This window comes from Ornithinibacillus halotolerans (assembly GCF_014637405.1).
Classification (GTDB): Bacteria; Bacillota; Bacilli; order Bacillales; family Amphibacillaceae; genus Ornithinibacillus; species Ornithinibacillus halotolerans.
Map to the genome: position 1 here is coordinate 149,265 of NZ_BMEY01000001.1, position 24,448 is coordinate 173,712.

At 35.0% G+C, this 24,448-nt stretch carries 24 protein-coding genes and 1 other RNA gene; 21 read left to right on the forward strand and 4 right to left on the reverse strand.

Annotated elements, in window-relative coordinates; translation table 11 throughout:
• Nucleotides 1-32: 32 nt before the first annotated feature.
• Complete coding sequence (locus IEV35_RS00870; protein WP_188382791.1) at nt 33-716, forward strand: zinc metallopeptidase; 684 nt, start codon at nt 33-35, stop codon at nt 714-716.
• A 127-nt stretch (nt 717-843) separates the two neighbouring features.
• Here IEV35_RS00870 and IEV35_RS00875 read toward each other — a convergent pair whose 3' ends face one another.
• Nucleotides 844-1,716: a YitT family protein gene (locus IEV35_RS00875; RefSeq protein ID WP_188382792.1), complete on the reverse strand. Its 873-nt coding sequence runs from the start codon at nt 1,714-1,716 to the stop codon at nt 844-846.
• Nucleotides 1,717-1,882: 166 nt separating this feature from the next.
• Between IEV35_RS00875 and IEV35_RS00880 the strand changes: the two genes are divergently transcribed.
• The 12 genes from IEV35_RS00880 to nth all read left to right on the forward strand — a co-directional run bounded on the left by IEV35_RS00880 (nt 1,883) and on the right by nth (nt 14,794).
• Nucleotides 1,883-2,218 (forward strand): nucleotide pyrophosphohydrolase, encoded by a 336-nt coding sequence (locus IEV35_RS00880; RefSeq protein ID WP_188382793.1) that lies wholly within the window; start codon nt 1,883-1,885, stop codon nt 2,216-2,218.
• A complete protein-coding gene (gene dapB, locus IEV35_RS00885) occupies nt 2,218-3,006 on the forward strand; it encodes a 4-hydroxy-tetrahydrodipicolinate reductase (RefSeq protein ID WP_188383003.1) in 789 nt (262 codons plus the stop codon). The genes IEV35_RS00880 and dapB overlap by 1 nt, the downstream gene beginning before the upstream one ends.
• Before the next feature lie 21 nt (nt 3,007-3,027).
• A complete protein-coding gene (gene mgsA, locus IEV35_RS00890; protein WP_188382794.1) occupies nt 3,028-3,435 on the forward strand; it encodes a methylglyoxal synthase in 408 nt (135 codons plus the stop codon).
• A gap of 5 nt (nt 3,436-3,440) precedes the next feature.
• Entirely contained in the window at nt 3,441-4,568 is a 1,128-nt protein-coding gene (gene bshA / locus IEV35_RS00895; RefSeq protein ID WP_188382795.1) for an N-acetyl-alpha-D-glucosaminyl L-malate synthase BshA, read from the forward strand.
• Nucleotides 4,569-4,586: 18 nt separating this feature from the next.
• Entirely contained in the window at nt 4,587-5,789 is a 1,203-nt protein-coding gene (locus IEV35_RS00900; RefSeq protein ID WP_188382796.1) for a CCA tRNA nucleotidyltransferase, read from the forward strand.
• Entirely contained in the window at nt 5,765-6,751 is a 987-nt protein-coding gene (locus tag IEV35_RS00905; protein WP_188382797.1) for a biotin--[acetyl-CoA-carboxylase] ligase, read from the forward strand. Before IEV35_RS00900 ends, IEV35_RS00905 begins: the two co-directional genes overlap by 25 nt.
• A 30-nt stretch (nt 6,752-6,781) precedes the next feature.
• Entirely contained in the window at nt 6,782-9,562 is a 2,781-nt protein-coding gene (gene dinG / locus IEV35_RS00910) for an ATP-dependent DNA helicase DinG (RefSeq protein WP_188382798.1), read from the forward strand.
• 320 nt (nt 9,563-9,882) lie between these two features.
• The gene (locus IEV35_RS00915; protein ID WP_188382799.1) at nt 9,883-10,404 is read left to right on the forward strand and encodes a hypothetical protein; all 522 of its coding nucleotides are present in this window, start codon (nt 9,883-9,885) and stop codon (nt 10,402-10,404) included.
• Between the two features lie 14 nt (nt 10,405-10,418).
• The gene (locus IEV35_RS00920) at nt 10,419-11,603 is read left to right on the forward strand and encodes a pyridoxal phosphate-dependent aminotransferase (protein ID WP_188382800.1); all 1,185 of its coding nucleotides are present in this window, start codon (nt 10,419-10,421) and stop codon (nt 11,601-11,603) included.
• Nucleotides 11,604-11,639: 36 nt separating this feature from the next.
• Nucleotides 11,640-12,932 carry an asparagine--tRNA ligase gene (asnS, locus tag IEV35_RS00925; protein WP_188382801.1) on the forward strand — a complete coding sequence of 431 codons (1,293 nt, stop codon included), beginning with the start codon at nt 11,640-11,642 and terminating at the stop codon, nt 12,930-12,932.
• A gap of 516 nt (nt 12,933-13,448) precedes the next feature.
• Nucleotides 13,449-14,138, forward strand: a complete 690-nt coding sequence (locus IEV35_RS00930) for a DnaD domain-containing protein (RefSeq protein ID WP_188382802.1) — start codon at nt 13,449-13,451, stop codon at nt 14,136-14,138.
• Nucleotides 14,138-14,794, forward strand: coding sequence for an endonuclease III (nth, locus tag IEV35_RS00935; RefSeq protein WP_188382803.1), 657 nt, complete (start codon nt 14,138-14,140; stop codon nt 14,792-14,794). Before IEV35_RS00930 ends, nth begins: the two co-directional genes overlap by 1 nt.
• A 31-nt stretch (nt 14,795-14,825) precedes the next feature.
• Here the strand turns inward: nth and IEV35_RS00940 are convergent, their stop codons facing one another.
• Both IEV35_RS00940 and recU read right to left on the reverse strand, forming a co-directional pair.
• A complete protein-coding gene (locus tag IEV35_RS00940; RefSeq protein ID WP_188382804.1) occupies nt 14,826-17,513 on the reverse strand; it encodes a PBP1A family penicillin-binding protein in 2,688 nt (895 codons plus the stop codon).
• Between the two features lie 70 nt (nt 17,514-17,583).
• Complete coding sequence (gene recU / locus IEV35_RS00945) at nt 17,584-18,171, reverse strand: Holliday junction resolvase RecU (protein WP_188382805.1); 588 nt, start codon at nt 18,169-18,171, stop codon at nt 17,584-17,586.
• Between the two features lie 110 nt (nt 18,172-18,281).
• On the opposite strand from recU, the gene IEV35_RS00950 reads away from it, so the two are divergent.
• Entirely contained in the window at nt 18,282-19,244 is a 963-nt protein-coding gene (locus IEV35_RS00950; protein ID WP_188382806.1) for a DUF2515 family protein, read from the forward strand.
• Nucleotides 19,245-19,282: 38 nt separating this feature from the next.
• Here the strand turns inward: IEV35_RS00950 and IEV35_RS00955 are convergent, their stop codons facing one another.
• On the reverse strand, nt 19,283-19,384 hold the full coding sequence (locus tag IEV35_RS00955) for a spore protein (protein WP_188382807.1): 102 nt from the start codon (nt 19,382-19,384) through the stop codon (nt 19,283-19,285).
• 173 nt (nt 19,385-19,557) lie between these two features.
• Here IEV35_RS00955 and IEV35_RS00960 point away from each other — a divergent pair, with 173 nt between their 5' ends.
• The 7 genes from IEV35_RS00960 (at nt 19,558) to IEV35_RS00990 (ending at nt 24,432) form a co-directional block, all read left to right on the forward strand.
• Complete coding sequence (locus IEV35_RS00960; RefSeq protein WP_188382808.1) at nt 19,558-19,764, forward strand: hypothetical protein; 207 nt, start codon at nt 19,558-19,560, stop codon at nt 19,762-19,764.
• 175 nt (nt 19,765-19,939) lie between these two features.
• The gene (locus IEV35_RS00965; protein WP_188382809.1) at nt 19,940-20,299 is read left to right on the forward strand and encodes a YppE family protein; all 360 of its coding nucleotides are present in this window, start codon (nt 19,940-19,942) and stop codon (nt 20,297-20,299) included.
• An 81-nt stretch (nt 20,300-20,380) separates the two neighbouring features.
• Nucleotides 20,381-20,776: a cytidine deaminase gene (locus IEV35_RS00970; protein ID WP_373284674.1), complete on the forward strand. Its 396-nt coding sequence runs from the start codon at nt 20,381-20,383 to the stop codon at nt 20,774-20,776.
• Nucleotides 20,777-20,908: 132 nt separating this feature from the next.
• Entirely contained in the window at nt 20,909-21,220 is a 312-nt protein-coding gene (gene gpsB, locus IEV35_RS00975; protein ID WP_188382810.1) for a cell division regulator GpsB, read from the forward strand.
• Nucleotides 21,221-21,288: 68 nt separating this feature from the next.
• Nucleotides 21,289-21,663: RNase P RNA component class B (gene rnpB, locus IEV35_RS00980), an RNA gene on the forward strand.
• A 127-nt stretch (nt 21,664-21,790) separates the two neighbouring features.
• Entirely contained in the window at nt 21,791-22,933 is a 1,143-nt protein-coding gene (locus IEV35_RS00985) for a THUMP domain-containing class I SAM-dependent RNA methyltransferase (RefSeq protein ID WP_188382811.1), read from the forward strand.
• Nucleotides 22,933-24,432: a carboxypeptidase M32 gene (locus IEV35_RS00990; protein WP_188382812.1), complete on the forward strand. Its 1,500-nt coding sequence runs from the start codon at nt 22,933-22,935 to the stop codon at nt 24,430-24,432. The genes IEV35_RS00985 and IEV35_RS00990 overlap by 1 nt, the downstream gene beginning before the upstream one ends.
• Nucleotides 24,433-24,448: the final 16 nt, after the last annotated feature.

Consider the following 24,448-nt stretch of genomic DNA (forward strand, 5'->3'; position numbering starts at 1 on the left):
GAGAATTATTCACAATATGGAGGAATGAAAAAATGGGACTTGGTTCGTATTTAATTTATATTGCCTTGCTGATGATCATCCCATTATGGGCCCAATCAAAAGTAAAGAGTACCTATAAAAAATATTCACAAGTAGGTACATCATCAATGATGACAGGAGCACAAGTTGCTCGTAAAATATTGGACGATAATGGTTTGTACGATATAGAGATTCAAGAAACAAAAGGAATGCTTACAGACCATTATGACCCACGCAAAAAGGTTGTTCGACTATCATCTGGTATTTATCATGGTCAATCGATGGCTTCTTCAGCTGTTGCTGCACATGAAGTTGGACATGCTATTCAAGATGCAGAAGAGTATGCATTTTTACGCTTCAGAAGTGCATTAGTTCCTGTAGCAAACTTTGGTTCAAATATTTCCATCTTTTTAATCATTGCAGGATTTATTTTTCATATGACTGAACTAGCTGTTCTAGGTGTTGTATTCTTTGGTGCAGCTGTTTTATTCCAACTAGTTACATTACCAGTTGAGTTTGACGCTTCGAATCGTGCGATGGCACAGCTTGTCTCTACTGGGGTTATTAGGAATAATGAAGAGAGAGATACGAAGAAAGTGTTAAATGCTGCTGCAATGACATATGTAGCTGCTGCATTAGTAGCAGTTGCGGAATTAATCCGCTTTATCTTAATGATTGTAGCGAGTAATCAGGAATAAGATAAAAAGAAGCTTGGAGATAATCTTTCTATTACGTGTAATTAGCAATTTATGTATAATGTACATGAGTGGCTAGTTACATCAATAGATAAGGCTAAATCTAAGCTTCTTTATTTTTTTGTTGCTATCAATCATTAATCGGTTTTTTATTTTCGTCCAGGGTAAAGCCTTCTCCTAGTACGTCGTGTACAGAGCCTACTGCTACAAATGCGTGTGGGTCAATTGTGTTTAGAATGTTTTTAAGTTTGACAATTTCGTTTCTCCCAATAACACAGAAGAGGACATCTCTTTTTTCTCCTGTATAGCTTCCACGTCCATTCAGTACTGTAACTCCACGATCCATGTCTTTCATAATTTTTTTAGCAATTTCATCACTTTTCGATGAGATTATTGTCGCACCTCTAGCTGCATAGGCACCTTCTTGGATAAAGTCAATTACCCGCGCGCCTACATATACTGCTACTAGTGTATACATCCCTTGATCCAGAGCCAGTATCGTAAAAATTGATGTCGCAATTACGATAAAATCAAAGATAAACATCGTTTTTCCCATACTCCAGCCAACATACTTATGTACAATTCGTGCAATGATGTCTACTCCACCTGTTGTTCCACCGTAGCGGAATACAATACCTAGGCCAACTCCAATGAAGACACCAGCAAATAAGGCAACTAACAATAAATCATCTTCTATATGGAAATTAAATGCGTATCTTTGAAAAACACTTAGAAATAGTGACACCGATAATGTACCTATTATCGTATATAGGAATGTATTTCTACCGAGAAACTTCCAACCTATAAGTAATATTGGAACATTTAGAATGATGTTTGTAATAGCAGGATCCCAGTTAAATGCAAAATATAATATTAATGTTATTCCGGTAAATCCACCTTCTCCTAGATTATGCTGCATATTAAAATTAACAATACCAAATGAAAAAATAGCAGCACCTACTAAGATAAAAATAATGTTTTTAAATTTAAGTCCAAAAATCATTGTTGTACCTCCGTCATTTTTTCAAGCGAGAAATTATTGCTTCGTTTATTATAATCAATAAAAACAGCAAGAACAATGTTTTGGATAGCTAAATAATTTGTCAAACGAACGGTGATTCGCTAACATAATAGAATATAATATGTAAAAAGGAGTCGAAACGATTAGGATGATTACAACTAAAGAAATTCAAGAGCGTGTTGATACATATATTGGTCAATTTAAAGAAGGTTATTTTTCTCCTTTAGCTTTAATGGCAAGATTAACTGAAGAAGTTGGTGAACTAGCAAGAGAAGTTAATCATTATCATGGTGAAAAACCGAAAAAAGCAACAGAAAAAGAAAATACGATAGAAGATGAATTAGGTGATATTCTATTTGTTATTGCTTGTATGGCAAATTCATTAAATATCGATCTGTCAGAATCATTTAATCGTTCGATGAACAAATTTGAAACTAGAGATAAGGATAGATGGACAAGAAAAGAAGCTGTTGAGGAGGAATAATCATGATAAACATTGTAATCGCTGGGCCACGTGGCCGCATGGGCTCCGAAGCAGTTAACATGGTCTTAGATGAACCTGCATTTAACCTAGTTGGTTGTATTGATCGAAAAGAACATCAAATACCTGCATTAGCTGAAAGAGGCATTCCTGTATATCAAAGTGCGGAGGAATGTTTTTATGCAGTTCAAGCCGATGTATTAATTGATTTAACCGTTCAAGAAGCTAGTTATCAACATTTATTAATGGCATTACGTAAAAAAATTCGTTGTGTTGTTGGCACAACAGGTTTTACAGATGAGCAATTAGAAAAAATTAAGAGCTTAGCAGAGGACACTAACACTGGTTGTATAATCGCTCCGAATTTTGCTATCGGTGCGATATTGATGATGTATTTTTCAAAAGTCGCTGCCAAGTATTTCCCTGATATCGAAATTATTGAGAAGCATCATGATCAGAAAATAGATGCGCCTTCAGGAACAGCTGTGAAAACAGCTGAGATGATACGAAGCGTTCGAGAGTCGAAGCAACAAGGTCATCCAAATGAAGTAGAAGTTCTTGAAGGAGCAAGAGGGGCAGACAGTGACGGAATTCATATCCATAGTGTCCGCCTACCAGGACTAGTTGCGCATCAAGAAGTTATTTTTGGTGGAGAAGGACAACTACTCTCTATTAAGCATGATTCTATGAATAGAAAGTCTTTTATGGATGGAATTAAATTTTCCGTGAATCAAGTAATGAATATTAGTGGATTTGTTTATGGTTTAGAAAATGTACTTGAATTAGAATAATCTTTTGGAGGCTAACTTTCTATGAATATTGCTCTAATTGCCCACGATAAGAAGAAACCTACAATTATTAATTTTGCTCTTGCATATAGTGAAATACTTAAAGAGCATACATTATATGCTACAGGTACTACTGGTAAAAAAATAAGTGAAGAAACAGGATTAACAATTCACAGATTCCTATCAGGACCACTGGGTGGAGATCAACAGATTGGTGCGATGATTGCCAGTGGGGAGATGGATATGGTGATCTTTTTTAAAGATCCACTAACTGCTCAACCACATGAGCCAGATGTAAGTGCATTAATTAGATTATGTGATGTACATCAAATCCCGTTAGCGACTAATCTAAGTTCAGCTGAACTATTTGCACACGCATTGGCCCGTGGAGATATGGATTGGAGAAAAGTTTTAAAAGAGAAAAGAGATTAACGTATATGAAAAAAATTGGAATTACTTGTTATCCTTCTGTTGGGGGATCTGGTGTTATAGCAACGGAACTAGGCATGTTACTAGCAAAACAAGGACATGAAATCCATTTTATTACTTCTAGCTTGCCGTTTCGACTTAATCGTATTTATTCAAATATTTATTATCATGAAGTGGATGTCAGTCACTATCCGGTCTTTCAATATCCACCATATGACTTGGCATTAGCAACTAAAATGGCAGAAGTAATTGATCGTGAAGAATTAGATGTTTTACATGTCCACTATGCGATGCCACATGCTATCTGTGCTATTTTAGCTAGGGATATGGCTAAACGAGATGTAAAGATTGTAACTACATTACACGGAACAGATATTACTGTATTAGGGATTGATCAAACTTTTAAACGAATGATTAAATATGGTATTGAAAAATCAAATGCAGTAACAGCAGTATCGGCAGATTTAGTGAAACAAACAAAATCAGTTATTGATGTTGATAAGAACATTCAAGTTATTTATAACTTCATTAATGAAGAGGAATATTTTAAAAAAGATCTACAACAAATTAAAGAAGAATATGGTATCCAAGAGCATGAAAAAGTTGTCATTCATATTTCTAATTTTCGTAAAGTAAAGCGACTGAAAGATATCGTCCATACGTTTCAGCTGATACGTAACGATGTAAAGGCAAAATTGCTACTTGTTGGGGATGGACCCGAATATTCGAAAACATTAAACTTAGTTGAAGAACTTGGAATGGAACAAGATGTTCTATTCTTAGGAAAACAAAAAAATATTAGTGATTTATTATCAATCGCTGACTTAAATTTGCTAATGTCGGAAAAAGAGAGTTTTGGTCTTGTTCTACTAGAAGCAATGGCGTGCGAAGTCCCGTGTATCGGTACCAATATCGGCGGAATACCGGAAGTAATTGTCCATGGAGAGACAGGCTATATTGTAGAATTAGGTGATGTAGAAAATGCAGCATCATATGCCATTCAATTATTGTCAAATGAACAATTACTACGCCAATTTTCGAAAAATGCATTGGAACATGTAAGAAAACATTTTCACTCCTCCAAAATATTAAAGCAATATGAGGACTTATATACATACGTGTTATCCGATGAATAATGTTTGGAGTTAATAATGATGATCCCATTAACAGGACCTTTTCAAGAAGCATTATCTATAATTAATACAATTGAAGATAACGGGTATGAAGCTTATTTTGTTGGTGGTTGTATTCGTGACTATCTTCTTCAACGTCCAATCGGCGACATAGATATTACAACTTCTGCCAAACCAGAAGAAATTCAATCCATTTTTACGAATGTTATACCAGTTGGAATCGAACACGGTACAGTTATCGTCAGACATAATCATATAAATTATGAAGTGACAACGTTTCGATTAGAAGGGGAGTATTCTGACCATCGCCACCCAGATTATGTCGAGTTTGTTGATAAGATTGATATGGATTTAGCTAGACGTGACTTTACAATAAATGCTTTAGCAATGAATAAACATGGAGAGATTATTGATTTATTTGGCGGACAACAAGATTTAACAGATCAAGTCATCCGTACTGTTGGAAATGGACACGAGAGATTTAAGGAAGATCCTTTACGAATATTGCGTGCCATCCGTTTCTCTAGCCAACTCGGATTTACACTAGCAGATGATACGATAACAGCTATACGAGATGAACGACATCATATTCAAGGACTTGCTGTTGAACGAATTACTGTAGAAATTACAAAACTATTCGCAGGTAAGCATGTTGATAAAGGCTTACGTTATTTAGACGAATTGGAGTTAAGTCCCTATATCCCTGTGTTTAAAGATTTCAGCTCAATGACATCATTCATTCAAACGATTAAACCCGTCTTTTCACTTGCAGAGATTATTTGTCTTATCCATCAACTACAAACAAATATAGCTATCTCAGACATCGTAAAACAGTGGAAGTGCTCTAATCGAACTAGGAAAGAAGCACTCTTATTAAATGATGCTATTAACTACTACAAGGAAAATGGAATAGATAATCTGTTAGTCTATAAACTGCTTCCTAATTACATCGATGCGTTTGGGAGAATTGTTTCGATATTATTTATTTCATCAATTGAAATTAAGCAACTTTATCAATTGAAGGAACAATTGCCTATTCATACAAAAAACGAACTAAAAATCAATGGTCATGATATACTAGATATGTTTCCTACAGTAAAAAAAGGGCCATGGATACATGAACTATTAATGACCTTGGAAAAACTAGTAGTTATAGGAGACATTCCAAACGAAAAAACAATGTTAAAGGAGTGGATAAAATGGAATCCACCCGTACAAAAATAATCCATTTGCTGTCTAGCAATGAGAAGACTTATGTGTCTGGTCAAGAATTATCGGATCGACTCCATATATCCCGAAGTGCCATTTGGAAACATATGAAAGAATTAGAGAAAGACGGCTATCTCATTGAAGCGATTCGTAATAAAGGCTACCGTATCGTTAAGTCTCCAAATAAATTAAGTGAAAATACGGTTCAATGGGGATTACATACAGATTGGTTAGGAAAGAACGTCGTGCATAAAGAATCTACTCCATCGACGCAACAGATTGCTCACCAATTAGCAAGGGATCATGCATCACATGGAACAGTCGTCATTGCAGATGAACAAACAGCTGGAAAAGGAAGACTAAATAGGGAGTGGCATAGTGCCAAGAATAAAGGGATTTGGACTAGCCTTATATTAAGACCCGCAATCTTACCTTATTTAGCACCGCAAATTACATTATTAACGGCTACGGTGTTAGCAGATGTGTTCAAGAAGGAATTAAACTTAGATCCGAAAATAAAGTGGCCGAACGATATTATGATAAACGATAGAAAAGTAGCTGGAATTCTAACAGAAATGCAAGCAGAACAAGACCAAATACAATATATAATTATCGGTATTGGTATAAACGTCAACCAAGAAATGAATGAATTGCCAGAGGATATCCAACAAAAAGCAACATCATTACGAGCAACAAGTGAAAAAGAATATGATATTACGTCATTAATTCAGCGTATTTTTGTTCATTTTGAGAAAGTATATGCAGAATATGAAACATATGGATTTCCAATTATTAAGGAACGTTGGGAAAGTTACGGATACCGTTTAGGTGAAAGAACTACAATTAAAACAATGAAAGAAACGAGTGAGGCAGTATTAGTTGGTATTGCTGAAGATGGGGCATTACTTGCTCAGTATGATAATGACTCGATTAAAAAGGTATATTCCGGTGAGATTGATTGGTTTCCTAACAGATGAAGTTGTAACAGATAGAAGGGTGGTGAGGTAATGAAACGTTTTGTTGTTTTAGATCTTGAAACAACCGGGAACTCTGCTGCAAACAAAGATAAAATTATGGAAGTAGGCATGGTTGTTATTGAAAATGACCAAATCGTTGACGAGTTTTCAACGATGCTCTACCCAGAAAAACCCATACCACCTTTTATTACTAAACTGACTGGAATTACAGATGATGACGTTAAAGATGCGCCATCCTTTTCAGAAATGGCGGATACAATCGTTGACATATTAAAAGATAGTTATTTAATTGCGCACAATGTACCGTTTGATATGGGGTTTTTAAATGCTGAGTTATCAGCTATTGGAAAAGAACGTTTATACAATCCTGTTATCGATACCGTTGAACTAACGAGAATATTTTTCCCACAAGCACCAGGATTTAAGCTTGGAATATTAGCAGAATACTTACATATAGAACATGAAAATCCTCATCGAGCATTATCGGATGCATATGTGACTGCTAAATTATTCCTTAAGTTAAAAGCAAAAGTTAGTTCTTTACCGTACGAAACATTAGCTCAATTACTTAAGATAGAAAAGGTATTAAAATCTGATTTATATGTACTTTTACAGGAAGAAATGGATAGGCTAGCTTTCCAAATTGACGAGTCACCATATACATCTTATCGAGGCTTAGCATTTAAGGATCATTCTATACGTAAACGTGAAAAATTAACGATCGAATCTTCTTTCGGAGAATATTTGGACAGTATTTATGAAGAAAATGGTTCGATGCAATCTGAAATGAAACGATACGAAAAACGAGATGGCCAACGTACCATGTCTGAAGAAGTTTATGATGCTTTCCAAGCAAAAAAACATGCTCTAATAGAAGCAGAAACTGGAACAGGGAAGTCTGTTGCGTATTTATTACCAACTATTTTTGAAGCGGTGAAAAAAAATAAAAAAATCTTAGTTAGTACTTATACTACACAGTTACAATCACAACTGTTAGAGGAAGAAATCCCTTTAATCCAAAAGCTTGTACCATTTCCTTTCCAAGTAGCCTTACTAAAAGGAAAGCAACACTATATTAGTATTGAAAAATTTGCTAATGAATTGGAGTCAACTAGTCAAGATAACTACGACATTGCCTTAACGAAAGCAATGATTCTTATTTGGTTATTAGAAACAGATACAGGAGATATAGATGAGCTTCATTTGCCATCACATGGTAAAGTGTTTTATAAACGTATTTCTGCCGAGTCAGAAGGTCAGATTGATCCATCATCACCATGGTTTAAATATTCCTTTTACCAAAAAGCAAGAAAAAGAGCGCAACAAGCCGATGTTATTATTACGAATCATGCCTTATTATGTACTGATATTTTTAATGATTATCAATTTTTACCGAAATATGAAAAGGTCATTATTGATGAAGCCCATCATCTTGAAGAGACAGCTTCCAAACATTATGGGCTAAAACTGGATTATGTAAATATTCAACAAGTGATTAACCAACTGGGGCTTCTAGGTGAAGGAAAATGGATAGATAGTATCGTTACAAGTAATTCTGCTATCGTAGATACTATATCACCTGATCGTTGGAATGACCTTCTTACATTAACACGTTATGAATTAGATGATTTATTCCGGACAATTTTTCAATTTGTATTAAATCAAGAGGGCTCTCAAAAAGGATTAAGTGATGTCGGGCGTATACAGTATCGATATGAAGCAAAAGCCGAAACGAAGAAGTGGGAAACCGTTAAAGAAATGGCTATGCGGATGATATTTTATCTACGTGATTTGATTCATCTACTAACTATTGTTCATCAACAATTAACGGATAAAGAATTGGTGGAGGAAACTGAATGGAAAACGGACATACTTCAATCTTATATCGATAGTTTAGAACAACTTTTCCTATTAGAAAACGATGCAGAATTTGTTAAGTGGATAGAAATTGAAGCCTATGGTGCAAAAAATGCTGTTTATTTATATTGTGAACCTGTTGATATTTCCAATGTACTTAAAGAGAGTTTCTTTGATGTAAAAGAAAGTGTCATCCTAACTAGTGCGACATTAACGATGAAAAATTCATTTACATTCATACAGAAAAGACTTGGAATACCAAAAGACCGTTTAGAAACGAAAAAGATACCATCACCATTTTCTTATGAAAAACAAGTATGTACACTCATACCAAGTGATTTTCCAGACATAGGTTATGGAAAAACGGATGATTTTATTGCAGCTACATGTGAATCTATTTTATCCCTAGCTGAGATAACTAATGGAAGAATGCTCGTATTATTTACTTCCTATGATATGTTAAAAAAATCATACTATTTATTAAAAGAATTAATGGAAAATGAGAAATTTGTTTTAATTGCACAAGGGATTTCAAGTGGAAGTAGAGAACGATTAAAGAAGAACTTTCAAACATTCGAACAATCAATTCTACTAGGAACAAGTTCTTTTTGGGAAGGTGTAGATATTCCTGGTGATGATTTATCTTGTTTAGTAATTGTACGTCTTCCATTTCAACCTCCAAACCATCCGGTATATGAAGCCAAATCACTTAATATGAAACGAAACGGTGGGAATGCTTTCTATGACTTAGCATTGCCCAATGCCGTCATACGGTTTAAACAAGGATTTGGAAGGTTAATCCGTTCCAATAGTGATAGAGGGATTGTCTTTATTTGTGATGCACGGATAATGAAATCCTCTTATGGCAAGTATTTTACCGAATCTATACCGAAAGTGCCGATTACATTTGATACAACAAGAACTTTAATGGAAAAAGCACAGGAATGGTTTTGATTAATAATAAAAAAAGGGCTAGGTATAGTCCTAGCCTAAGCTGGTATGGAGTTTAAGATTTTTTGGTTGAAATAAATAAAAACAAAACAAAAATTCGAAAATGCTTGGTATAATGTAGGTGTTTCATCTTATTTAAGTTCAACGTAGTAATAGTATAAACATGAATATTGGAACTATGATTAGTAAATATTGATAAGAATAGTAGCAATTAGACACGTATATTTGGGGGGATCTAGTGTTGAAATATCAGTCAGAACAGCTAATTTGTACAAAAAAGATTAATTTAAAGACTATGGTTGGTAAAATGCCAGCAGATTTCTATGCGTAACAATGAGAAAGTCCTACCCTCCTGGACAAAATGGATTATTGTTGCCATTATTCTTATCTTAATCGCTAGCACAATCTTTCTAACGATTCTCTACAATGATATTCAAGACACGAAAACAGAAGGTTATCAACAAGTTGAAGAGAGGGTATTAAATAATACCGATTTGAGTTCTGTTACAACTATTGAAACCTTCCAAAGCGAAGCATTCTTTTGGATTGCAAGAGGAACAACAGAAGCAGATGAACGTCTCATTGTCTTTGTACCGGAAGATCAAGAATCAGATTTAATCATTGTGAATGAAGCAGAAGTATTACTTGAAGAAACAATTAAAAATGGTTGGAAAGAGAACTGTAATAACTGTGATCTCGTAGAAATTAATCCAGCCATTGTTAACAATAAATTGCTTTGGGAAATAATCTATTACGATGAATCTGATCGATACGTATTAGAATATGTATCCATGTCGGATGGGGAGAAATATGAGGAACTTCGTTTTAAAAAAATGTTTGATTAAGTGAGGGAATAGGAATGGATATAGCGAAAAGAGTAAAGACGTTAACACCTTCTTCGACATTGGCCATTACAGCTAAAGCGAAGGAATTAAAAGAACAAGGCTATGACGTGATTGGATTAGGTGCTGGAGAACCAGATTTTAATACACCAGAACACATTATTGAAGCAGCTAAAGAAGCAATGGACCAAGGGAGAACGAAATACACACCAACAGGTGGTGTTGTCGATTTAAAGAAGGCCATTATTCATAAATTTAAAAACGATAATGATCTAGACTATAACTTAAATGAAATTATCGTTACTTCTGGTGCTAAACATGCATTATATACACTATTTCAAGTAATTTTAGATGAAGGCGATGACGTCATTGTTCCAGCTCCATACTGGGTCAGTTACCCAGAGCAAATAAAACTGGCAGGTGGTAACCCTGTTTTTATAGAAGCTAAGGAAGAACATGATTTTAAAATTACGATCGACCAGTTACAAAAAGCGATAACGGATAAAACAAAAGCGATTATTATTAATTCACCAAGTAACCCAACAGGAATGATGTATACAAAAGAAGAACTCCAAGCAATTGGTGAACTTTGTTTACAACATAACTTATTAATTGTTTCCGATGAGATCTACGAAAAACTTATCTATACAAGTGAGCAACATATATCGATCGCTTCTTTATCAAATGCATTGAAAGAGCAAACGGTTGTTATTAATGGTGTGTCAAAATCTCATGCTATGACTGGTTGGCGAATTGGCTATGCAGCAGGACCAGAAACAATTATTAAAGCAATGACTAATCTAGCATCTCATTCTACGTCAAATCCAACGTCAATTGCGCAATATGGTGCACTAGCAGCATATCAATCAAAAGTGGACCCAACAATCGAAATGCGTAAAGTATTTGCAGAAAGATTAGATGCGTTATATGATTTAATAGTTGCGATTCCAGGAGTCACATGTAAAAAGCCACAAGGTGCATTTTATTTATTTCCAAATGTATCTGAAGCAGTGAAATTAAATGGCTTCGATAATGTCGATGACTGGGTAAAATCATTATTGGAAAAAGAGAAAGTGGCTGTAGTCCCTGGATCTGGATTTGGTGCACCAGACAATATACGACTATCTTATGCCATTTCAAAAGACCAATTAGAAGAAGCTGCAAACCGAATAAAACGTTTTGTAGAACAACACAAACAATAATTCCAGCAATATATTTTTACAATGGAGGTAATAGAAGTGAAAACAACGATCGCACAAGTGTCGAAACACGAGGGAGAAAAAGTAACCATTGGAGCTTGGCTTGCTAACAAACGCTCTAGTGGTAAAATTGCATTTTTACAATTACGAGACGGTTCAGGATTTATGCAAGCAGTAGTTGCAAAAAGTGATGTAAGTGAAGAAGTTTTCCAAACGGCAAAAAACATGAGCCAAGAAACATCTATGTACATTACTGGTACAATTGTCGAGGATACTCGTTCCCCTCTAGGTTATGAAATGCATGTAACAGATTTAGAAGTTATCCATGAAGCAGTGGATTATCCTATCACACCAAAAGAACATGGAACAGAATTTTTAATGGACCATCGTCATCTTTGGTTACGTTCTAAAAAGCAGCATGCAGTAATGAAGGTCAGAAATGAAATTATTCGTGCTACATATGAATTTTTCAATGACAATGGATTTGTAAAAATTGATCCACCAATCTTAACAGGATCTTCAGCAGAAGGAACAACAGAACTATTCCATACAAAATATTTTGATGAAGATGCCTATTTATCACAAAGTGGGCAATTATACTTGGAAGCTGCTGCAATGGCGCTAGGAAAAGTATTTTCATTCGGCCCAACATTCCGTGCTGAGAAATCAAAAACACGTAGACATTTAATTGAGTTCTGGATGATGGAACCTGAAATGGCTTTTGTGGAACATGATGAAAGCTTAGAAATTCAAGAAAACTATGTAAGTCATCTCGTTCAATCCGTACTTAAAAACTGTAAATTAGAATTAGATGTTTTAGGTAGAGATACATCAAAATTAGAAAAAGTGAAAGCGCCATTCCCACGAGTGACCTATGAAGAAGCAATCGCTTTATTAAAAGAAAAAGGATTTACAGATATCGACTGGGGAGACGATTTCGGAGCTCCACACGAAACTGCTATCGCAGAACACTTTGATATGCCAGTATTTATCACTCACTGGCCAAAAGATATAAAAGCATTCTACATGAAACCAGATCCAAATAGGGAAGAAGTCGTTCTCTGTGCAGACTTAATTGCTCCAGAAGGTTATGGAGAAATTATTGGAGGTTCACAACGAATTGATGATTTAGATTTAATGAAACAACGTTATGAGGAACATGGACTAACTGGACCAGCATATAAGTGGTACCTAGAACTTTGTCAATATGGAAGTGTTCCACATTCAGGATTTGGTCTTGGATTAGAACGTACTGTTGCTTGGTTATCCGGTGTTGAACACGTACGTGAAACAATTCCATTCCCAAGATTGTTAAATCGTTTATATCCTTAATAATAATTAATAGCTGTCTTTGTGAAGACAGCTATTATTTTTATTAGACAGGCTATATAAGCAACTTTGAAAATATAGTACCATTCTATATGACCTTTTTCGTTGTTTTATTGCCAAAAGGGGACATAGAGCCGTTCTATATGACCTTGATCGTTGTTTTATCATCAAAAGGGGAACATAGAGCCGTTCTATATGACCTTTTTCATTATTATATTGCCAAAAGGGGACATAGAGCTGTTCTATATGACCTTCTTCGTTGTTTTATTGCCAAAAGGGAACATAGAGCCGTTCTATATGACCTTGATCGTTGTTTTATCATCAAAAGGGGAACATAGAGCCGTTCTATATGACCTTCTTCGTAGTTTTTATTGCAAAAAGGAACATAGACATTCTATATTAACATTTTCAGTCGAAATCAGAATTAGAGTTGATTCCATTCTTTAGCATTGGAGTACAAAACCCAACTCTTTAGCATTAATTTTAATATCTGCTATACTAGATATGAGGTGCAACTACATGAAAAAAACGATAAATTATCAAGAAATTCTACAACATCAAACAACAATCCCTACTCAATTTCTACTTTCCTACAAAAAGCTCGGATTAAATGAATCAGAGGCAATGGTTGTATTACAAATATATCGTTCCATTATTCAGGGAAACTTTTTTCCAACATTACAGGAATTGACGGTGATTCTCACGTTGGACGAAAATGATTGTTCAAAAATATTAAGAAAGTTAATTCAGAAAAACTTATTAAAAATAGAACAAACAAAAAACAGTCAACAACAATTGAGTGAAGCTTATTCACTAGAACCTTTGTGGGAAAAACTTTTTACTCCTGAGAAGAAACAAGAAGTGGAATCATCTGATGAAGGTACATTATTCATATTATTTGAACAAGAATTTGGTCGACCATTATCTCCGTTTGAAATTGAGACGATTAGTGTTTGGTTAGATGAGGATCAACTTTCTCCAGCTTTAATTAAAGCAGCACTAAGAGAAGCAGTCTTAATGGCAAAATTAAACTTTAAGTACATAGATAGAATTCTAAGAGAATGGAAGAAAAAGGGGATACACACTGTCGAGCAAGCAAGAGAAGCTTCAAAACGATTTCGAGACAATCAAGTGACCAGACAGGCGAACACCCCTACGCAAAAACGTGATACTTCATTTTATTATAATTGGCTAGAGGGAGAAGACTAATGTTAAATAAGAAACAAATTCGATTTTGTTTAGATGAGATTGGTAAGATGTTTCCGGATGCTGATTGCGAATTAACACATTCTAATCCATTTGAACTTGTTATTGCTGTTTTATTATCAGCTCAATGTACAGATGCGCTAGTAAATAAGGTGACAAAAGGTTTATTTGAGAAGTACAAGACACCGGAAGATTATTTAGCGGTTAGTTTGGAAGAATTACAGCATGATATTCGTTCTATTGGATTATATCGGAATAAAGCTAAAAACATCCAAAAACTATGTAAAGTATTGATTGAAGAATATGGTGGGGAAGTACCAAGCAGTAAGGAAGAACTAGTAAAATTAGCAGGAGTGGGGAGAAAGACTGCAAATGTAGTTGCTTCTGTTGCTTTTGGTGAACCGGCTATTGCTGTAGATACACATGTGGAACGTGTTTCAAAACGACTTGGTATATGCCGATGGAAAGATTCTGTAATTGAAGTAGAAGAGACATTAATGCGAAAAATCCCACGAGATGAGTGGAGTGTAACACACCACCGGTTAATTTTCTTTGGGAGATATCATTGCAAAGCAAGAAATCCTAATTGTCCGGAATGTCCATTACTTGAAATTTGTCGTGAAGGACAAAAACGAATGAAAAAAAGAGATGCAATATAAAAGGCTGACCTTGAATGGTCAGCCTTTTATATTATGATTCTTCATCCTCACCTGGGTCTGGATCCGCGTTGGTTTCATCGGATTCTTCTTGTGGAATCTCGATTGTTGTTGTAACTGTTTCACTACGTACTCCATTATTGGCACCTCTTTGGCCAGTTGCTGTTACATGTATCGTATATACATCACCAGGATTGAAATTACCGCTTATTTCAATTGATTGAGAACGAATAACATCTGTACCACCTTGAGGGCCTTCCACTATTACTTCAAATTGAGCTGGGGGACCATTGTATGCCCAAGAAACATCGATTACAGATTGTTCTGCGTTGTAGATTGCAGTCAAGCCACTGACAGCATTAATTGAAGAATTTTCTTCTTCATTTTCATCCTCGGGCTCATCTTCCTCTTCTTCTTCAACATTAACTGTAACAGTTTTAGGTTCGCTTCGACTTTCTTCATTCTCTTTATTAAATACAACAACTTGAATTGTATATTCTGCGCCAGGGCTTATTTCGGAGATTTCCATTTCCGTATCCTCTATCGTAGAGAGTACTTTCATTTCTCCGCCATTTATACTTGCAGATATCTCAAACCCAACTTCATTTTCTGATTCATAATCCCATGTCGCAAGGATGGAGCCTTTTTCTTCATTATATTTCGCTTTTAAGTTTTTCACTGGATCAATTTGATCATATTTTTCGGATACTTTTTTAGGTTCTGTTCCTTTTACAAATAATTCTCTTATAATCTCATCTTTTGGCGTGTACTCACTTGGTAGAGCTGCAGGATTTGTACCTTTTTCCACTTCAACTTCAACTACACTATCAGGCTTAACAAAGTCTGGAGTATCAATATTTTCATGTAGTTTAGTCATTAACTGTTTAAATATTGTATGAGCCATCCATTTTTCTTGATCCATTGTTCGCTTACTTTCGTCATAGCCGACCCATATTGCAGTTGTATATTTTGTCGTATATCCAGCAATCCAAGAGTCTAATGCACCCTCAACATCTTCTAAGTTTGTAGTTCCTGTTTTAGCTGCTACTGGTAGACCTGGAATTCGAGCTGGACCACCTGAAGAACCTTGAGCTAAAGCTTGCTTAAGCATATCGGAAACCATATAAGCCGTATAGTCAGACATAGCAAGTTCAGGTTCACTTGCTAATTCCACCGTCTCATCCGGGAACACTACTTTAGTAACGGCATACGGTTCATAGCGAATACCTTCTTTACCGAATGGTTGATATGCACTAGCTAATTGTAGCGGGTTCACTTCTGTTTGATGTCCGCCAATTGCATCTGTTAATTGCGGATTACCTAGAGGAAATTCAATCCCCAAGTTATTTCCAAACTTTCTCGCATTTTCAGCACCAACTTCTAAAAACAGTTTAACAGTTGGTACATTGAGTGATTCAACGAGTGCATGACGGGCAGTCATCCAACCTTGGTATTTTCTATTCCAATTTCGGACCGCTTTTCCTTCAGAACCTGTTATTTCAAATGGTTTATCATCATTAATTTGATGATAAGTTGAGATTTTATTGTATTCAATAGCAGGTCCATAGGCAACAATTGGTTTGAATGCGGAGCCTGGTTGACTACCACCTTGTATAGCATAGTTAAATCCATTCTGATAATTCCTATCTCCACCAATTGCTCGAATAGCACCTGTTTCTGTATCTAACACAACTAAACCAGCATGTAGGTCTTCGTTAGGGAAGGTGATAGGGTTATTTTCAGAATCGGATAATAATAGTTCTACATAGTCTTGGGCATTTTTATCTAATGTTGTATGAATTTCTAACCCATCTGTGTAAATATTGGCACCATCTAGTTTTTCTTTTACTTCTTTTTCAACTTGCGTGATAAAAGCATCATAAGGTGTAGTTTCGGGACGATTTTCCACTAATAGTGACGTAATGTCTACTTCTAATGCTTCATCCATTTCTTCTTGTGAGATTTTCTCATGACGCACCATTAACTGTAGAACGGTTTTCATTCTTGCTTTCGTTGCATCCGGGTTATTAAATGGGTTATACGCTGTTGGACGTTGTGGTAAACCAGCTAGAATAGCCGCTTCCGGTAAAGTTAATTCATGTAAATCCGTTTTCCCAAAATACGTTTCAGCCGCTTTTGCAACTCCGTAAGCATTCGCCCCATAGAATATTTTGTTTAAGTACATCTCTAGAATTTCATCTTTTTCAAATTCACGTTCTAGTTTTAATGCAAGCCATTGTTCTTGTACTTTTAATTTTAGTTTTTTCTCATGAGATAAGAAGGATTTCTCAACTAATTGTTGTGTAATCGTACTTGCACCTTCAGAACCAAATCCATTACGAATATTACCGATAATTGCTCCACCAATACGTCTAAGATCAATACCAGGATGTTCAAAGAATCTTACATCCTCGGTTGCAGTAACGGCATCAATTAACACTTGTGGCAGATCATCAATGGTAATTTTTGTACGCTTATATTGACCTAAATCAGCAATCAATTCACCATCTTTATCATACACCTTGGAAGAGAATGGATCTGCCAACTGAGATGTATCGATTTCTGGCGCGGTGGCAACATAATAGATAAATAATCCTGCAACACCTATGCCAACTACTATAAATAAAAGTAATGCACTTAATAATATTTTTTTCCATATCGGTTTCTTTTTCGATTTTTTCTGTTGTCTTCTTGCAGTTCGAGACTGACCATTATTTGCCATATCTCACTACCTCCAATCATAAGAAACTAACTGTTACCAACTTGTTGGATTAATTAGTTCGTTTCTAACTCTAATGGTTATTAAAATATAGTTGATCAATAATAGAAAGGTAATCAACTCTTGTTTGGTACTTAAAGGGAATTAAGTATCCAGTTTGTTTAATTTCTTTATATGGTATTGATTTTCTACCACTCGCTTGCTTTTCATACCAATAGGGAAATAATTTCTCTGCTTCTAATAAATATGTTTCATTATGAACAGTAAAACGAATGATAATGAATGCAATACCACCATGTTTAACAATAGATTCCATATGTTTAATTTGGTGCTCATGGACATTTGCTAAAGGAAAGGAAGTTTTATTCTTCGTTTCTTTTGCTTCAAAATCCAAGTAATAATTACGATATAAGCCATTATAATCGGTCGTCGAAGCTTGTTTAAAATATGCTTCTGTTATAACTGCTGCACTTCGTTTTGGATAGTTTACTTTAACAATTTGTATTGGTGTCGGTTTTTTGTGGATGACTGCTTTATCCACGTCTAAATAATATTGATTTGTTTGGTTAATATCATCTTCAAGTGTCATCCCACGGTTAGAAAATGTTTGGTTTGTCTGATTACTTAGCGGTTGTGCTTTTTTCCCATTTGGATAATTCATGGGTTTCCCCCCTTAGCATAATCAGTATCATAGCAGAAAAAATAAAAAAGTGTTACTTTTACCTCAAAAAGTTACTAAATTTATCACAGATTTAAGGTTGGGTTGCCTAAGTGAAGAATCTACAACAATACCAAGAATACCTATATTATATAATAAAACAAACAGAGAAGTATAATATAGACAACATTGCGCGGACGAAAGCTTATCAAGATTTTTACTTTAAACACCCAGAAATACAATGGGCACTAGTTGCAACTGTTGTATCTAGAAATGCTGGTTGGAATATGACGGATTTAGAATTACCACCATATAAACACATGCTAAATAAGAATGAGCGGCAACAACTATTCATGACTTATGAACGAGCGAATTGGTTAATCTTTTCAGATGCATATCCGCAATTACTATTATATGAACTATCTAAAAGTGTTCCTATACCTTGGGAAACTTGTTTAAAAGAATTACGTGTCTCTTCTTTTATGATTAAGGAATGGAAACATTTTAAGAAGACAAATAATAAAAAACGACTCATGGCTGCTTTAATAATAAATGAACAGAATGTCATTCAGCGTCCAGTTATTATGCAACCTTTTTTTAAGCAACATATATTTTTAAGGGCTCCTTATTTACTTCAGAATTATCTCATGTTAAATGCTGTATTACTTCCGACTTCTAACGGAAATTTATATGGTGAATTTGTACATGGGTTTACCAAAGTGACTAACCGTATCACTCTTGGAAAGAAACTTGCGTCACAAATTTTTCACCCTCAAATTCATACTAGTTTAATCGAATTTCTCCTCCAAGTAGAACATACTGGTTCAAGGAGGGATTATGAACAATTATTTTCTATTAACCTTCCGAAAAGTCCAATGCTACGACTTTTATACCCTATAGTTGATCATCAAGATAATATTCGAAATGATTGGTATAAATTGGGGGGTATAAGAAAGAAATGGTATACTTGGCAAACTTTTGAAATCAAAGAGGTAGGACAATCATTCTACCAAAAACGAAATCTTCTTTTTGCTTACCATTATGTTAAAAAAGCGTTAAATAAAGTGGATGACTAAAAGAAACAAATTTTCTCTTAGCCATCCACTTTTCTAAGTTATGTTGACGGACGGTTTGGTCCATTTAATTTTTTATCACCTGTTTTGAGTGATTTACCATTTAAATTCTCTTTTTGCTTATTTTTTAATTTATCCTTCATTGTAAAACCTCCTTTATATGTTTAGTTTGTCTAATTTCCAATAAAAGATGAGTAAAAACACTAGTTTTGTATCATCCCTTCTAGTTTTGTCGAACAGGAAGGAGAGAGAGGAAGGGGTGGCGAATTAGTTAATTAACTGATGAAATACGAATTTTTTTAGAAGGAGGATCATGATGGGATTACCTAAACTAGTAGAGAGCATAGAATACGGCCTTCCTCGTAAAGATTTTGAAGAAGCGTTGTTAAAGTTAAGCGATATGGCCCGAATTTCGGAACAAAAATTAATACTAAAAATTGATCACACCGTCCAAGAAAAATATGAGCGCCAATTAAATAAAATCGAATATTTATCAGAGTATTTAGGTACGATGAAAGTATAAAATTAGAAGCATAATCTCTTAAAAACCAAGGAAATTACCTTGGTTTTTTCTATTTTAATTTTTATTGATGTTGGATAATTATGGTATTATAGAAATAGATAGGACACATTTTACACACTATACTACCAAAATAGTGATAAAATAATGTTAGTACATCCAGAATTGAGGCGTTATCATGCAAATAGTCAATTACACGAACCAGTTAAAAATAGAATTAGATCGATTAAAGGAATTATTCAATCAAGGGAATCCACCTACTGATAGAAGAGATAAAGACTTCTTTGAAATGGTAAAGAATAATACCGACCCAATCTATGAGCTTCTTGCAAAGTGGGAAGAACTTGCATTAAGTATTATTAAAGAGAGCAAGATAAGTGTACATCCAAATCAAATTGTATCAACAAGAGAAAATATGGAATTATTATTAATGCATAGTTATTATATTGATGTAAGAAGACGTAGATATATGGAATTATATAAATCAGTTCTCTATGTTTTTGACCAATTATTACGAGCAGTAGAGGATATGAATTAATTCCATCATTCTTTACATTATCGATACCATTAACTATAATTAGCTTCCACACATTACAAGATTAAGGGGAGATGGGTTATTATGAAACATGAGTTGATTGAAAAAGCAAGAGGTATTAGAGAACGTGCTTATGTACCGTATTCTAATTTTCCTGTAGGTGCAGCACTCTTAACAAAATCCGGGAAAATTTATACAGGATGTAATATAGAAAATGCAGCTTACCCAGTTTCTTTATGTGCAGAAAGAGTAGCTATCTTTAAAGCGATCTCAGATGGAGAAACGGAATTCGTAGAAATGGCTGTTGCTGCGGACACTGATCGACCAGTACCACCATGTGGTTCATGTCGACAAGTAATGAGTGAATTCTTTGACGCAGATATGACTGTCCATTTAACGAACTTAGACTCTAACACGATGTCAGTAACGGTAGACGAACTACTACCATTCTCATTCCAAAAAACAGACATGGAGAAGTAGTACATAAAATAGGAGAAGCAGATTGTCCTGCTTCTTGTTTTTTTGCTATAATAAATAATAGAGCACGTACATATAGTAAAGTATCTATTTATTAATACAACTATGGATTTAAAAATATGAGAGGTGATAAACATGCAAGCAAGAGTACAATTAAGCGGAAAAGATATTCTTGAAAAAGACTTTAAAACAGCTATGCGAGGCTATAACCAAGAAGAAGTAGATGAATTCCTAGATATTGTTATTCAAGATTATGAAGCATTTGGACAAGAAATTGACCGACTAAAACAAGAAATTGCACGACTTAAAAAATCAAATGAAGGGCAAGCACGTACTAGATCAACAAATGCTGTTCCACATCAAGTGAATTATGATGTGTTAAAACGTCTATCTAATTTAGAGAAGGCTGTATTTGGTGGAAGCAAGTATGTTAATGCGGATTCTTAAATTTTAACTATTTTTTCCAATGATTTCTGAAACAAAATATGTTATGATAACTATTAGCAAAGGCTTGAATGCTCATGTAATCGCTGCTTAATTGCAGAGGAAAGTCCATGCTCACACAAACTGCGATGTTTGTAGTGTTCGTGCTTGACGAATTCATAAGTCAAGGTAGCGCATGCGCTAACGGCAGGTGAAGTTCCTAAGTCCATATGGATATGGAATTCTATCCTTGAAAGTGCCACAGTGACGGAGCTAAAGTGGAAACACTTTAGGTGGAACGAGGTAAACCCCACGAGTGAGCAACCCAAATTATGGTAGGGGCATCCTTTATTAGGGAAATGAACCGAACGAGGGACAGGTATTTTACCTGTAGATAGATGATTACAACCTGGGTACGAGGCTGACCACCGTTTGAAGTACAATGGTACAGAACATGGCTTATCGAGCATTCAGCGGTCTACATATGATTAGGATATAACCTTTCTGTTAAATTAGCAGAAAGGTTATTTTATTTTTATCTTCCTTTTGTGGTACACTAACGATATTGCATAAAAAGTGGAAGGGAATTTATTCATGGCTAAAAAAATTAAACTTATAGCAACTGCTGCAATGGGATTAGAATCTGTTGTAGCTGATGAAGTTCGAGAATTAGGATATGACGTACAAGTTGATAATGGAAAGGTTATCTTTGAAGCACCTATCTCAGCAATTCCAAGATGTAATCTCTGGTTACGCACAGCAGATCGAGTAAGAGTTGTAGTAGGGGAATTTAAAGCAACGACATTTGATGAGTTGTTCGAAGGGACAAAAGCACTCGACTGGGAAAATTACATAAGTGAAGATGGTCAATTTCCTGTCACAGGAAAATCTGTTAAATCAACTTTATTTAGCGTTCCTGACTGTCAAAAAATTGTTAAAAAAGCTATTGCTGAACGTTTAAAAAGAAAGTATGGAATGGTATCTAAAATGCCTGAAACAGGGGCAATGTATAAAGTTGAAGTTTCTTTATTAAAAGATGTGGCCTTACTAACGCTCGATTCTTCAGGGGTTGGGTTACATAAACGAGGTTATCGTATTGGACAAGGGGAAGCACCTTTAAAGGAAACGATGGCAGCAGCTCTTGTTCTACTAACTAATTGGCGTTCTGAATTTCCATTAATTGACCCGTTTTGCGGTTCTGGTACAATTCCAATTGAAGCTGCATTAATTGGCCAAAATATAGCTCCTGGCTTTAATCGAGAGTTTGCCTCAGAGGATTGGCATTTTATTCGTTCGAAACATTGGGACGATGCTTTTCAAGAAGCAGAAGATCTAGCAAAATACGATGTGAAATTAGAAATTATAGGTAGTGATATCGACCATAAAATGATTGATATCGCTAAGAATAATAGCTTGGAAGCCGGACTAGGTGATTTAATAACGTATAAGCAAATGCAAGTGAGTGATTTAACGATTCGAAAAGATAATGGTTATATTATTACAAATCCTCCTTATGGACAACGATTAGGTGAGGAAGAAGATGTTAAAGAAATGTACCGAGACTTAGGTAATATTATGAAAAACCATCCATCTTGGAGTGTTTATCTATTAACAGCCTATGAAGCATTTGAAAACGTGTATGGCCAACAAGCAACGAAAAAACGGAAATTATTTAATGGCTTTATTAAGACAGATTATTATCAGTACTTTGGTAAGAAAATCAAGGGGGATATATAATGGGGAATATTAAAGAAATGGAAGACGCTTTTCTGGAATATTTAAATGAACAGAATGCTTTACGTGAAGCAATTACATTAATTCATTGGGATTTACGGACGAATATTCCGAAAAAAGGAGTAGAACAACGCTCTGAAGTTGTCGGCTATTTATCTCAAAAATTACATCAAATGCAAGTATCTGATCAAATGAAGCATTTCATTGATGAATTAAATGGAAAAACAGAAAATGAGATTATACAAAAATCTGTAGAGGAATGTTTAGAAACATATGAGAAGAACCGAAAGATTCCAGAGGCAGAGTATAAAGAGTTTGTAATGCTTCAATCTAAATCCGAGGCAGTATGGCAAGAAGCTCGTGAGAAAGCAGACTTCTCACTATTCCAACCATATTTAGAGAAACTAGTAGATTTTAATAAGAAGTTTGCAAATTACTGGGGATATGAAGAGAATATTTATGACGCGTTATTAAATAATTATGAACCTGGTGTTACTGTTAAAACTTTAGATGATGTCTTTCCTAAAGTACGTCAAGCATTAACGGATTTACTTCAAAAGATTCAACAGAGCCAAGTGAAGCCAAGCACAGATTTGTTACAAACAACATTTCCTAAAAAAGATCAGGAAGCTCTATCCATTGAAGTAATTAAACGTATGGGCTATGATTTTGATGCAGGTAGACTAGATGATACGATCCATCCATTTGAAATAACTATTAATTTAAACGATGTACGGATAACTACCCGTTATGATGAAGAAGATTTTCGAACCGCCGTATTTGGAATTATCCATGAAGCAGGTCATGCGCTATATGAACAGAATATCAATAAAGATTTGGAAGGAACTCCACTTGCAACTGGAACATCTATGGGGATCCATGAATCCCAATCGTTATTCTGGGAGAATTTCCTAGGTCGAAATAAAGAATTTTGGGAATCTCATTTTGAGTTATTTAAAGAACATGCACCGAGTTATTTTAATGAAGTTGATTTAAAAGATTTTTACCATGCTGTAAATGTAGTTCAACCATCACTGATAAGAATTGAAGCAGATGAATTAACATATCCTCTTCATATTATGGTACGTTATGAACTAGAGAAAGCATTAATTAATGGCGAAATAGAAGTGAAGGATTTACCTCAGCTTTGGAATGAAAAAATGGAACAATATCTTGGAGTGAAACCATCTAATGATAGGGAAGGGGTACTGCAAGATATACACTGGGCAGGAGGAGACTTCGGTTACTTTCCGTCCTATGCTCTAGGTTATATGTATGCCGCTCAGTTTAATAATAAATTGAGAGAGACTGTTGATGTCGATGAAGTCATTCGTTCCGGAGACTTCTCAGCCATCCGCGAGTGGTTTACAAACCATATCCACCAATACGGAAAAATGAAAAAGCCACTGGAAATTATCAAAGACGTCACCGGCGAAGGACTCAACCCAGATTATTTAATCCAGTACTTAACAGAGAAGTATAAGGATATTTATAAATTTTAACCATAAAAAAAGTTGG